Origin of the sequence: Rhodococcus sp. 05-2256-B1, from assembly GCF_002258465.1 — a bacterium.
Lineage (GTDB): Bacteria > Actinomycetota > Actinomycetes > Mycobacteriales > Mycobacteriaceae > Rhodococcoides > Rhodococcoides fascians.
The window spans coordinates 111,204-124,182 of sequence record NZ_NOZA01000025.1 but is presented as its reverse complement, the minus strand read 5'-3'; the positions used below and the strand labels follow the sequence as shown (position 1 = coordinate 124,182).

11 protein-coding genes are annotated in these 12,979 nt (G+C 63.9%); 6 read left to right on the top strand and 5 right to left on the bottom strand.

Annotated features, from left to right (window positions below; translation table 11 throughout):
* Positions 1-121: 121 nt before the first annotated feature.
* Positions 122-1,309 (bottom strand): peptidoglycan DD-metalloendopeptidase family protein, encoded by a 1,188-nt coding sequence (locus CH285_RS13090; RefSeq protein WP_255032415.1) that lies wholly within the window; start codon positions 1,307-1,309, stop codon positions 122-124.
* 458 nt (positions 1,310-1,767) lie between these two features.
* Between CH285_RS13090 and CH285_RS13085 the strand changes: the two genes are divergently transcribed.
* From CH285_RS13085 to CH285_RS13070, 4 genes are all read left to right on the top strand, one after another.
* On the top strand, positions 1,768-2,394 hold the full coding sequence (locus CH285_RS13085) for a TlpA family protein disulfide reductase (RefSeq protein ID WP_094642714.1): 627 nt from the start codon (positions 1,768-1,770) through the stop codon (positions 2,392-2,394).
* An 85-nt stretch (positions 2,395-2,479) separates the two neighbouring features.
* Positions 2,480-3,979 (top strand): multicopper oxidase family protein, encoded by a 1,500-nt coding sequence (locus CH285_RS13080; RefSeq protein ID WP_094642695.1) that lies wholly within the window; start codon positions 2,480-2,482, stop codon positions 3,977-3,979.
* A 121-nt stretch (positions 3,980-4,100) separates the two neighbouring features.
* On the top strand, positions 4,101-4,457 hold the full coding sequence (locus CH285_RS13075) for a BlaI/MecI/CopY family transcriptional regulator (RefSeq protein WP_094610783.1): 357 nt from the start codon (positions 4,101-4,103) through the stop codon (positions 4,455-4,457).
* Complete coding sequence (locus tag CH285_RS13070) at positions 4,454-5,416, top strand: M56 family metallopeptidase (RefSeq protein ID WP_094610784.1); 963 nt, start codon at positions 4,454-4,456, stop codon at positions 5,414-5,416. Before CH285_RS13075 ends, CH285_RS13070 begins: the two co-directional genes overlap by 4 nt.
* Positions 5,417-6,084: 668 nt before the next feature.
* Here the strand turns inward: CH285_RS13070 and CH285_RS13060 are convergent.
* Positions 6,085-6,582 carry a rhodanese-like domain-containing protein gene (locus tag CH285_RS13060; protein ID WP_230593572.1) on the bottom strand — a complete coding sequence of 166 codons (498 nt, stop codon included), beginning with the start codon at positions 6,580-6,582 and terminating at the stop codon, positions 6,085-6,087.
* A complete protein-coding gene (locus CH285_RS13055; RefSeq protein ID WP_255032416.1) occupies positions 6,579-7,874 on the bottom strand; it encodes a prolipoprotein diacylglyceryl transferase family protein in 1,296 nt (431 codons plus the stop codon). The genes CH285_RS13060 and CH285_RS13055 overlap by 4 nt, the downstream gene beginning before the upstream one ends.
* A gap of 296 nt (positions 7,875-8,170) precedes the next feature.
* Between CH285_RS13055 and CH285_RS13050 the strand changes: the two genes are divergently transcribed.
* Together CH285_RS13050 and CH285_RS13040 are read left to right on the top strand one after the other, a co-directional pair.
* On the top strand, positions 8,171-8,422 hold the full coding sequence (locus CH285_RS13050) for a hypothetical protein (RefSeq protein WP_032401334.1): 252 nt from the start codon (positions 8,171-8,173) through the stop codon (positions 8,420-8,422).
* A 956-nt stretch (positions 8,423-9,378) separates the two neighbouring features.
* The gene (locus tag CH285_RS13040; protein ID WP_176458600.1) at positions 9,379-11,613 is read left to right on the top strand and encodes a heavy metal translocating P-type ATPase; all 2,235 of its coding nucleotides are present in this window, start codon (positions 9,379-9,381) and stop codon (positions 11,611-11,613) included.
* A gap of 106 nt (positions 11,614-11,719) precedes the next feature.
* On the opposite strand, the gene CH285_RS13035 is transcribed toward CH285_RS13040, so the two are convergent.
* Together CH285_RS13035 and CH285_RS13030 are read right to left on the bottom strand one after the other, a co-directional pair.
* Complete coding sequence (locus tag CH285_RS13035; protein WP_094642694.1) at positions 11,720-12,346, bottom strand: DUF305 domain-containing protein; 627 nt, start codon at positions 12,344-12,346, stop codon at positions 11,720-11,722.
* An 84-nt stretch (positions 12,347-12,430) separates the two neighbouring features.
* Complete coding sequence (locus CH285_RS13030) at positions 12,431-12,850, bottom strand: hypothetical protein (RefSeq protein ID WP_094610786.1); 420 nt, start codon at positions 12,848-12,850, stop codon at positions 12,431-12,433.
* Positions 12,851-12,979 lie beyond the last annotated feature (129 nt).

Here is a 12,979-nt window from a genome sequence, read left to right as displayed (position 1 = left end):
ACATGTCGAGGCACTTAGCGTTCAGGTCCGATGGTGAAAACGAGACCACTGAGACGCATCCGAAGCCGGTGCAACAGTGCGGAATTCGTTCCCATCGGCGGGCCGTGCGGTCGAGGCTCGGCTACGAGTCACGATCCGAACCGGTGATGGTGGCTCCGCGTTCCGCGAGCCAGGGTCTGGGGTCGACCTTGTTGCCGGCGGGTGTGTCGACCTCGAAGTGCAGATGTGGACCGGTGGAGATACCCCGGTTTCCTACCGTCGCAATTTCTTCGCCAGCAGTGACGCGTTGACCTACGGTCACGAGGTTGTCGTTGTTGTGCCCGTAGGTCGTTACGGTGCCGTCATCGTGGCGTATACGCACCCAGAGTCCGAAGCCCTGGGCCGGTCCCGCGCTGATCACCTCGCCGTCCGCAACGGCGACGATCGGTGTACCGGTGGAGTTGGCGATGTCGATTCCTTGATGGGCGCGACCGTCGCCGAAGGTCGAGGTCAACGTTCCTGTTGTCGGCGCACGATACTTTCCGTTGCTCGACCCTGTTGTGCCGGTAGGGGATTGCGGGGCGGCCGACGGATGATCGCCCGCCTCGGGTGTCGTGGTTTCGGGTGTCGTTGTTTCAGATGACGTGCCGGGTGCCGACGTTTCAGGCACAGTGGCGTCGGGTTCGAGCGCGGGCAGTTCGGGCGTCGACGGGTCGGCGGCCGACTCGGGGTCCTGAGTGTCCTGAGTGTCCTGAGTGTCCTGGGTGCCTTGGGCGGTCGGTTGTTCGGTCGAGGGCTCGGCGTTCGACCTGCCGGGTGGGACCGCCGCATGTCCGCGCGACGAGGTGTGCGGGGTGGCCGGATCGTGGGGAGTCTCGGCGGCCGCGAGTGTGGATGCAAGTGTGGCGACGTCCATCGACGACACCAGTCGGGGGAGAACTGTGGGGTCGATGTCGTCGATCGGCGCGAGACAGGGGATCAGTCGCGAAAGGGCTCCCGTTGGTCCGTCAGCTGTATCGGTGGCTCCGATCGTGCCCACGAGGCAGGAGACGATGCGGCTCTGTGGGCCGGCCAGGTCGTCGAGAGCGCCGTTGGCGCGAATCTCGCGTAGTGCGCCGACGACGAGATCGAGGACCTCCTGTTGGACGTGCGGGTCCGATTGGGCCTGCGCGGGGAAGGCAGGCGGCGGCGCAGCCGGATCGGCGTCCGGGGCTGCAGACGCCGTGGGTGCCAGCGCGAGGATGCCTCCCACGAACGCGGTACCGACGAGGATGCGAGTACCCCACCGAGTTCGGTGCGCCATGTACGAGGACGAGGGTAGAGGTCTCATGTCGGTGGTCCTCCTGGACGGCAACTGCATACCTGGCAGTAATTCAGGTCGCCTTCGAGTCAAGGCGACACGCCGCATCACTATTACACTCTTTCCGCACAAGCACCATCAGTCACAGTGAATTACATCGGTAACATTCGCACCCTGCGACCCATTTCGATCGTCGGGTTGTTTCTCGGGAGCCGGGGTTCATGTACGTAATATCTTCTGCGCCAGAAGGACTCGGCGTCGATGGACGGCCTTCATTGTGCGCCTCGATGGGGACGGTCGTCTTCGGCGAACGGCCGGAGAGCTGTGTGCTGGCACTGTGAGGCCCGAGGGTGAAGGGGACCGCGAAAGCGTTGAAGGCGTGCAGGATCCACGTTGCTACTATCGAAGATAGTAGATCGTGTAGTATGACGCTGACAGACCGGAAGGCATCGTCGAGGTGAACGAGACAGAGGTGCAGGGTGCAGCGGGTGACGACACGCTGGTCCCTACTTGCGATCATCGTCATCGTGACAGTTGTTGTAGCGCTGGCATTGTGGTCTCGAGATCCCTCGACCCAGTCGGTGGGGCCCGCAGGATCGGCACCTCACGTCGAGGACGAGGATCTCCCGTCGGCAGTGATCGCTACCCGTGCTGCCCTCGAGCCGTGCCCGACCTCGTCGCCGGTTCCGTCCCCCGTAACTGGCGAGCTCGTCGGTACGTCCGCACGATGCTTGGGAACGTCGGACTTATCCGATCTGGGGACCTCCCTGGCTGGGCAACCCACATTGCTCAATGTCTGGGCGTCGTGGTGCGGTCCGTGTAGACAGGAGATTCCGGTTCTGGCCCAGTACGCCGCAGAACCGGATGCGGTTCGGGTCGTCGGTCTCAACGTCCAAGACGATGCCGATGCGGCATTGAGCCTGCTCACCGAGCTGGGAGTGCACTATCCCTCGTTCGATCAGGCCGACGCGGCGTTGCAGACACTTGACGCGCCCCCTGTCCTGCCCCTGAGTTTCTTGGTCCAGAGCGATGGAACGATCGAGCGCATCACCTCGACGCCGGTGTTCTACAACCCGAGTCAGGTGCGGGAGGCGGTAATAGCGCTTGTGCGCTGATCTCAGCACGAGCACCAGCACCAGCAACGCGGCGAGGATCGAACGCCCGCCGGCGGACGGACTTCTACAGAATTGGGAGATGTGTATGACCGGGCAGCGGGCAGGTGCGTTCTCGCTCACGCGCCGCAACTTTCTCGCGCTGAGCGCGGCCGGAACGAGTGCCGTCGTGTTGGGGGCATGCGGCAATGGCTCGTCCGCAACAGCAGTCGTCGGACCGGACTCCGATGTGGTGGGACAGGCCGAGAACGCGCGCCGCTCGGCTACCGGCAGACAAGTCGATATTTCCTTGAGTGCTCAGCCCAGCACGATCGACCTCGGCGGAGTGCAGGTACAGACCTGGACTTTCGGCGACAGACTCCCCGGTGCCGAGATTCGCCTGAGCCGAGGTGATGTGTTGCGCGCACAGCTCGACAACCGCCTCGAGCAGGAGACGACGATCCATTGGCACGGAATCGCCTTGCGCAACGACATGGACGGAGTGCCGGGCCTGACTCAGCCGGCTGTGGCTTCCGGTGACTCGTTCGGCTACGACTTCACCGTGCCCGACGCGGGCACGTACTTCTTTCACCCTCACGTCGGTACCCAACTCGACAGAGGACTGTATGCACCGTTGATCGTCGAGGACCCCGCCGACGGCTCGGACTACGACCTCGAAGCCGTCCTGGTCCTCGACGACTGGCTCGACGGGGTAGCCGGCGACCCCGATCGAGAACTCGAACGGCTGCGCAGCGAGGGCATGTCGATGGGCGGCATGTCGATGAGCGCGCCCACCGCCCAGTCGCCTCTCGGTGGCGACACCGGCGACGTGAGCTACCCGTACTACCTGATCAACGGCAAGATCGGGGCCGATCCCATCGTGCTCGGCGGACGGCCGGGCCAGCGGCTGCGCCTGCGCATCATCAACGCAGCTGCCGACACGGCCTTCCGTTTCGCAGTGGGGGGTCATCCTCTCACTGTTACTCACAGCGACGGATTTCCGGTTCAGCCCGAGCAGGCGCAATGCTTGTTGATAGGGATGGGAGAGCGTTACGACGCAATCATCACCTTGCAGGACGGGGCGTTTCCGATTGTCGCCGCCGCGGAAGGTAAGGACGGGAGCGGGTTCGCTGTGTTGCGTACCGGGCCAGGCGCCGCGCCGCAGTCCTCAGTCCGGCCTGCCGAACTCTCTGCAGCCCCGGTGATGGCTGATCGACTGAGGTCGCTCGATACGGTCCGCTTGTCCGCACGCGAGCCGGATCGCACGTACGACATCGCTCTCGGGATGGAGATGGGCGGGTACACCTGGACGCTCAACGGTGAGACGTACGAGCAGCACACCCCCCTCGACGTTCGCGAAGGCGAAAGAGTACGACTTCGCTTCGTCAACGCCACCACGATGTTTCATCCCATGCATCTGCACGGACACACCTTCGAGGTTGTCAACGGTGCCGGATCAGGCCCCCGGAAGGACACCTCGCTGGTCTTGCCGAACCAAACTGTCGAAGTCGACTTCGACACCGACAATCCCGGCCAGTGGCTTCTGCACTGCCACAACCTCTATCACGGGGAAGCGGGAATGATGACATCGGTGTCCTACCTGGCGTGAGCCTACGGCCGCATTCGTATTCGAGGCATGCAAACCTCTCGGACCAGGGTGCTCGCTACCGAAGGATCACGTAGCTGGCTCGTTCGACGGGATAGAGTGAACACGCGCCTAGGAGGCACTCATGCAGGGTTTGGGAGAGCTCGAAGCTCTGGTGATGGACGTGGTGTGGAATACCAGCGCCGCAGTCCGGGTTCGTGATGTCATCGATCAACTCGAGGACGGTCGAGAACCGGCGTACACCACGATTCAGACGGTGCTCGACAATTTGCACCGTAAAGGCTGGGTACACCGACAACGCAACGGACGGGCATATTGGTACGAAGCCACCCGAAGCAGGGAAGAAGCCGCCTCCGACGCCTTGCGAATACTTCTCGAATCGACCGGCGACCCGACGAGCGTGCTGCTGCACTTCGCCCGCGGCGCTTCCGATGACGAATCGAAGGTGCTCACCCGCGGTCTGAAAGAGCGTAAGAGGTGACTGCCGTACTCCTGTGGGCCCTCGGTGGGCTGTTGGTTGCGGCTGCCGCGCCATTGCTGATGAGGTCGATGATCGACAGAGGTATCGATGCGCACGTCACGCTCTTGACGTGGTCGGCGCTCGTTGTGGGCACCTTGGTCAGCATTGCGGTACCGGTCGTGCTCAGTGCGATCCCCAGTCATGGGGGCGTGACGACCCTGGTCGACATCGCACACCAATGCTGGCTCGCCCTTCAGGGCGACATACCTGCCCGCGTCGAGGCCATCGTCGGGGTTGTCGGGATTGCGATGTTGGGCTGCGGCGCAGTCCGCTGGATCATTCACCTGAGGCGCGCAGTGTGTGAGCGACGGCGAGTGTACGAGCGGCACATCGATCTGCTGCGCATCATCGCTGGAGGCGTCGGGTTTTCCGGTTCGAATCAACCCGCGTCGACCTTGTGGCTTCCGTTGGACAGTCCTCTCGCGTACAGCGTCGCGGGACGACCGGCGATGGTCGTGGCCAGCGAGGGGCTGCGTACGCAGTTGACGCCTGCTGAAGTCGAGGCGGTCCTCGCACACGAACGTGCACACATCGATGGCCGGCATCATCTGCTCGTAGGCATTGCCGAGTCGGTGGCCTATGCGTTTCCGTGGCTACCGATCATGCGAGCGTCACCTTCGCTCGTGCGCGCTCTGGTCGAACTCGACGCGGACGCCCGCGCAGCCCGCTCGCACGGACGAGACCCCGTGCGGCGCGCTCTGACTTCGCTGCGCCCGCACCCTGTTCCTCTGCCCGCCCTCGGTATGGTTTCCGATGCCACCGTTGTGCGGCTCGATCGTCTCGCCGTGGACCGAGTGATCCCGCATGCTCCCCTCCGGTGGGCGCGGGCGTTCGTAGCGTGCACCGCCGTTGCCCTGCCTGCGTTACCAGTAGTGGCCCTGCTGGGGGCCATGACGTTGGCATCCTGCGCGGTGGGATGAAATGCCCCGCGCGGCACTACAGATCACGGGAGCGAGTCCGCAATACTCGCCCCTCGGCTTTCGGGTGCGGGAAGCGATCATCATGAGACCGACGAGCGCGAGGACCATCGCCATCGGATAGCCGACCGCGAGATCCTGCCATCCGGCGCTCGGAAGAAACCGAAGCTGCCCGAGATGAATTACGACGTGGGTCGCACCGATCACGACACCCGCCATCAGGACCACCCAACCCCGACCTTGACGGCGGCGCTCACGCTTGTACGCCTCGGTGTAGAGCGCCCGCGTCCTCCGGCGGCCGCCGTCTCGTTTTTGGCCTGTCATCGCGCGCCTGCACGTCCACACGCTATTGCTCGTGAGCGAGTTGGCCGACGGAGCCGAAGCACCGCCGAGAAGGCATTCCGCAAGCGGCGGCATCCCTGCGCTGGTAGCGCTGAGCGGGACAGCATGCGCGAGAGGTTCTGATTCGGCGGTACGGGGAGGGGGCCCGTTCGACTCCGTTGCGCCCGGTGGCAAACCGATATCGACTACTTCCCGGCAGCAGCGGGAACCATCGGCGAATTGTCCGGTCCCGACCTGGTGAACCCCGAACAAGACGATCTCGGCATCCGATTTCATCGGACACGTTCTGGTGATCAACCTCCGGGGTCGGCACTGCGGAAGGTGATTGATCATTCTTCGATGGTTCGTCCGGTGTGTCGCCACGCGAGCATGCCGCCTTGTAGTTCGACGACATCGGTATAGCCGAGAGCGGCCAGGTCTTTCGCCGCGGTGGCGCTCATTGTCCCGGTACGGCAGTAGATCGCCAGCGGTGTGGTCCGGTCGGGCGGCAACGTCGCGGCCTGTTGTCGGATCTGGTCGAAGGGAAGACTCGAATCGGTTCCAGGGAGCTGGCCCTCGTTGGGGGTATGGACGTTGATCGTGACTCGGCCGGGATCGGCAATCGCGGCGGCGAAGTCAGCGGGATCGAGCAGTTCTGCCCGCGTAGCGACGGGCATCGACGCACTGGGCTCAGTGGCCTCGCCGCCGGTACATCCAGCGAGTGCAAGGACGAGGACAGTCAGTATCGATGCCGGACTACGGAGCGTCGATCGGGACACCGAATGCGGTGCCATCGCATCGAGGTGATCACCGAAAGGCACACGCATAAAAATACGTTCGGTGATCACGAGAGCACCTGCGACGCTGCGAGGACGCCGATGAGGACCGCGCAGCAGATGAGCGAGACAGTGAGTCGGCCTCGACGAGTGTGCGCGTCCACTCGAAACAGAAACAGGCCTTGCCGGATCAATGTGTATGCGGCAATACTCCCCAGGAAGACCAGCCCTCCGACGGGAAGGTCGACCTGAAGTACCGCGGCGAGCGCAACTCCCGCGATCAACAGGGCTGCAGCGGCCTCGTAGAGCTGAACCGGAATCCTCCTCGTCGCCAGGGTGCGATCGGACGAAAACAGGCCCCACCGAGATCGAGTCGGACGCCCCGAACAGCAGCCCGCCAAGAAGCATCCCGGACGACCGATCGCCATGCCGAGAAACAATCCCGGGGTGGTTGCATCCAGGACTGCGCCGACGTCCATACCCCCGAGTGCTCCGCCGATGACCAAGGTGCCGAGCGAAACGAGGAGGAAGCCTTGTATGCACGCTCCTGCGCGGATGAAAGTAGATATCGGTCGACGGTGCAAGATCAAGTACCAAACCTTGGCACCGATATATCCCAGAATGCAACTCAGAGCTGAAATTGCAACAGCAGCAGCAACATTGGCATCCATGCGTGAGAGCAGGAATCCCTGAACAATCAATGCAACCACCGCTCCCGCGGCTACCAACGCCGGCCAACTCCACACCCGCACAGCGGGACCGTATGTCAGTAGCGCAGTGCGCGCGGTGAGCACAGAGTTCTGCTGCCGTTCGCTACTGTCTGCGCCCCCGTCGATGCGTCGCGCACTCACCTCCCACTCCCCGCTGGCAATGCCCTGAATACGGGTGGTCGCGGCGAACCGGCCTCCAGCGGCAGGACGTGATTTCACGACCAGAGTCCGATCGAAACCGACCTTCTCGGTCGATGCATGGCCCTCGACTTCCACCCGCGATCCAGTGAAGCGAATCGCCACGTCGTGGCTGGGCTCGGCATCGGCCCCGCCGACACCCCAGTACGTCACCGCAAGCCCCAGCGGCTCGACCTGGGAAATCTCATCGGTACAACTGGTGGCTGGTGAGCGCTTGGGTGCGTAACTCTGCGGTGCGGGCGCAACAGCTTCAGGCGTGCGGGCACGTGGGCGCTCCGGCGGCGCTGCAGTATCGATCGTCGGATCTGCGGCCTGGGCCGACGCTCGCGGTGGGGTAGTGGAGGCCGGCGCGAAAGCCCGGGCGACAGTGGGATGGAGTGCACCGCTGCCGGGCGAGTGGCCCCTGCTTCGAAGATAATCGGCGGCGGCGACGCTGACCGCAGAATGTGGGGCCACCGCTGAGAGGGGATGCCTTGGCTGGGGCTCAGTACGTATGGCACCGGGGTGGGGAGCCGGTGGGCCGCCCCCGGATCGTGTCGCCGTGGTTCGTCGTTTGTGCGCTTTCGATCGCGACTTGCTGGATTTCTTTCCCACAGGTTGCCTCCATCATCGCCTGTCCGGGCGACGGCGTCTCGACAGCAGTCAACTACTATGCTCGATAGTAGCTGAACTACTAAGCGTTATAGTAGGAGCTGCGGGATGACCACACTCCGCAGGTCAGCAGGTGGCTGGTGCGAGAGTGAGGAGCAGCAATGATGAATATGGGCACCATGAGTGGCGGATGGACGATGATGGCAGGAATGGCCGCGTTCTGGCTGGTCGTGATCGCTCTGTTGATCTGGGGTGCGGTTCGGCTGATGTCCGCTCGCCCGCAATCGGGGGAGGACGCGCAGGAAATCCTCGATCGTAGATTCGCGGCCGGGGAGATAGATCGAGATTTCTATCGCGCAGCGGTCGCAGAATTGGCGACCGCTGCGCTGCGCAAGCGTGCCGACACTCGGTAAAGAGCAACTGCGGTGTGACGGGCAGGCATTTTCACCGCATGTGACCGAGTTTGCGGACTGGATATGTCGGTGCGCGCCGGCTGGCCGGTAGGGCAGGGCTCGCCCGGGGCCGGTGAGCGGCAACTGTCGGCGCGTTCGAAGGCGCACCGAAACGATCAGATCGAAAGTGGAACCGAACGTGAGTGATACACCCATCTACGACTTACTCAACGCTACATCGGCGTCGCCGCAGCCCCATGGTGAACGAGACAGTATCGCTCCACCGTCCGATCTGCGGCGTCAGCGATCGACCGAACGAGCAGTTCCGCGATCTTCGAGAGTCGACACGCGGGCTCGCCATGCGCGCCGTGACACGGCGTAATTCGCCCTGCCCTGCCTCCAGTCGGTGAGAAGACTCGTAACGGAAATCGCAGCGAACGCCGATGATCCACGCGCGTGTGCAGGTACGCCCGTCGCTGTAAGGCTCAGCTGTGCCGCGGATGCATGCGCCCCTTGACCGAATCGGTATCGACATCCATGCCCGTCCGTGAGCATGACAGCGACCGCGGGTGCACCTGGTGGCCAGCCGACTGGCGCTCACGCGTTGACAACACCCTGACGGTTCTTCCCAATGAGATCAGGAAGGGGTATGGTTCGACTTGATCGACATATACCCCTATGGGGTATATGTTGTCCGAGATGTCGAAAGCTACGCATGATCATCACGCACTGTCAGTTACGCCGGTATCGATGTACGGCCACTGTGAGTCGTCGGTCCGCAACGACGTCAACGCCGTGATCGGAATGGACACTGTCGCGTTATCGGCGGCGGCAGGGACATTCACGGTCACCAGTACAGCCACGCTCGTCCAGGCGCAGATCATTGTCGCCCTCGACGCCGAATACACAGCCGAACCAGAACCCACGAGTTCATGGGATGAATGGATATCGAACTCGATGGATGAGAGGACAGCACGATGAACGATCACACACACTCCGACGTCGACTCCGCGCGGACGGATCCGCCGAACAGACTGCAGCACAGCGGGCATGAAGAAGGACCCGAAATGCACACGGACGTGGCAGAGAAGGCGACTCCGCAGTCGGACCACGACACCGGCGGGCACAACGCAGAGCACGGCGGGCACAACGCAGAGCACGGCGGGCACACCGGTCACGGTGGTCATGCCGGTCACGGGGATCACGTCGGTATGTTTCGTCGCCTGTTCTGGGTCATGCTGGTCCTCGCCGTTCCGGTGATCGTTGCCTCGAACATGTTCGCGATGCTCCTCGGATACTCACTGCCCGACTCATCGTGGATCGCCTGGGTCTCCCCGGTGCTGGGCACCGTGATGTACGCCTGGGGCGGATCTCCCTTCCTCACCGGAGCAGTTGGCGAAATCCGTTCCCGTGCACCGGGAATGATGCTGCTCATCGCCCTCGCGATCACCGTCGCATTCATTGCGTCGATGGGAGCGAGCCTCGGCCTGCTCGATCATCAGCTCGACTTCTGGTGGGAACTGGCGCTGCTGATCGTGATCATGCTGCTCGGGCACTGGATCGAAATGCGATCCCTCGCGCAGACCACCTCCGCTCTGGACTCGTTGGCGGCGCTGCTCCCGGACACCGCCGAACGCGTCGACGGCGACGATGTGGTGCCGGTGTCCCCGGCCGAGCTGCAGCTCGGTGATGTCGTCGTCGTCCGCCCCGGCGGCCGAGTACCGGCGGACGGCACCATCGTCTCCGGATCGGCGAGCATGGACGAATCGATGATCACCGGCGAATCACGCACCGTCCGCCGCAGCGACGGCGACCACGTCGTCGCCGGCACGGTAGCCACCGACTCCGGTCTGCGCGTCCAGGTCACCGCAGTAGGGGAGGACACCGCCCTCGCCGGCATCGGCCGCTTGGTCGCCGACGCCCAGAACTCGACCTCGCGCGCTCAGCGCATCGCCGACACGGCCGCCGGTTGGCTGTTCTGGTTCGCTCTCGGTGCCGCGATCATCACCGCCGCTGTGTGGACTCTGGTCGGGATGCCCGACGACGCCGTCATCCGCACCATTACCGTGCTGGTCATCGCCTGCCCGCACGCACTCGGACTGGCGATTCCGCTGGTGGTCTCCATCGCCACCGAACGCGCAGCCCGCGGCGGTGTCCTGGTCAAGGACCGGCTCGCACTCGAAACAATGCGCACGGTGGACACCGTGCTCTTCGACAAGACCGGGACCCTCACCAAGGGTGAACCCACCGTCACCGCAATCGAGGTGACAGACGGGCGCACCGCCGACGAGGTCCTCGCTTTGGCCGCTGCCGCAGAAGCCGACTCTGAACATCCCCTGGCTCGCGCCATCGTTGCGGCCGCACGCGCGCGGAACCTGACCGTCCCGGCTGCAGCCGGTTTTCAGTCGTCTCCCGCTGTCGGGGTCGCTGCGGACGTCGACGGCACCCGCGTGCAGGTCGGCGGGCCCGCGCTGCTCGAGCAGGAAAACGGATCCGAACTCGCTGTCGCCGACCGGTGGCGCGGCGACGGGGCGATCATCCTGCACGTCCTGGCCGACGGTGCTGTGATCGGTGCCCTTGCGCTCGCCGACGAGATCCGGCCCGAATCCCGCACGGCAGTCGATGCGCTCCACGCTCGGGGTATCGCGGTGGTGATGATCACCGGTGATGCCGATGCCGTCGCGCAGTCCGTCGCCACCGAGCTCGGTGTGGACCGCTACTTCGCGGGGGTGAAACCGGAAGACAAGTCCCACAACGTTGCTGAACTTCAACAGGAAGGGCGCACGGTGGCGATGGTCGGTGACGGAGTCAACGACGCACCGGCTCTGGCGCAGGCCGATGTCGGTATCGCTATCGGCGCGGGTACCGACGTTGCTATCGCGTCGGCCGGAGTGATCCTCGCCAGCGACGACCCGAGGTCGGTGTTGTCGGTGATCGAACTCTCGCGCGCCTCGTACCGGAAGATGAAGCAAAACCTCTGGTGGGCAGCGGGATACAACCTCATCTCAGTTCCGCTTGCGGCAGGAGTGCTCGCGCCGGTCGGGTTCGTGCTGCCCATGTCGATCGGCGCGATCCTGATGTCGCTGTCGACGATCATCGTCGCCGCGAACGCGCAGCTGCTTCGGCGACTCGACCTCACGCCCGACACCATCACCGGAGCGGTGAACGAGGGGAGTTCCAATGCTCCGTCGCAGCGCACACCGTCACTGTGAGAGCTGATCTCGTACCGGGAACGCAGCCCTGACAATTGTGGAACGTTGATGGCCGCACCTTCTCCGCCGGAGAGGATGCGGCCATCGTTGTCTATAGCGGGCCGGGTCAGCCGAGCAGCCGCTGCATGGTGTCGATTTCCTGCTGCTGGGTGGCGACGATGGTGCGGGCCATCTCCAGGGCGTCAGGGTTGGAACCGTCTGCGATTTCGGTGTTCGCCATCTCGATGGCACCGGTGTGGTGGGCGATCATCATCGTCAACCACTGGCGGTCGAATTCGGGTCCCGACGCTGCCATCAACGCGTCCATGTCCTGAGCGGTCATCATGCCGCTGTCGGAGCTGTGGTCCATCCCGCCCATCTGACTCATGTCAGCCGAGGGCGCGGGCTTACCCCACTCGGTGAGCCAGGTGGTCATCTGGTCCATCTCGGGCTGCTGTGCGCCGGCGATCGCCGATGCCAGCGACAGCACGTCCGGGTTGTCGGTGCGGCCTTCGGCCATGTCGGCCATCTCGACTGCTTGGGCGTGGTGCGGGTACATCATCTGCGCGAACATCACGTCGGCATCGTTGAACTGCGCCGTCGAGCTCGCCGGCGCGGACGATGCCGAGGTAGAGGACATCGATCCCATCGAATGGCCATCCATCGACGAATCGGCCCCGTTGTCGCTACAGCCGACGACGAGGAACGCGCTCGCAGCAGCAGCAGCGATCGAGGCAATGACTTTGGTACGCATGAGGAAACTCCTTGCAAGAGTGAGTAGTACAGAGAATGGCCGTGTATCGATCCGCCGACAGACATGCGTCTGTCGGGCTCCCCGTCACACTCGCAAGGTCACCGATCTGTCCAACTCCCATAACGTCCACGGCGGCGCACGTTCGAGCGTGCAGTCAGTGCATCCGACGATCCGGTTCACCGACGTCGGCACCAGGTCGACGGCAGTGCTCAGCGCCGGGACCGTCAGCGCGGGCCACGACGCCGGCGTGCCCACACACGGATGCATCATCTGGTGTGCAGACGGGCAGTCGTGTTCCCCGGCCATCACCGGAATCGACACCGAGTCGTCCATGCGGGACGGTGCTGCGATCGAGGCATGGCCGCCGCTCATCGACCGAGACATCGAGGACATCGACATCGAGGAGACGGAATGCATCAGCAGCACACCGAACACCACCGTTGCAATCAGCAAGCCAGTCACCGAGGCGGTGCCCCGGTGACTGTGCCCGATCTCTGAATGCATGCCTTCGACCGTAGCAGGCATACCCCCTAAGGGTAGCGCCCGAACCGGGTGATCGCTTTACCTCCGCTACTGTCAGACGGAGGCATGATCTTGGGCAGATGCGACTGCATCCAGCAATCTGTGCACACG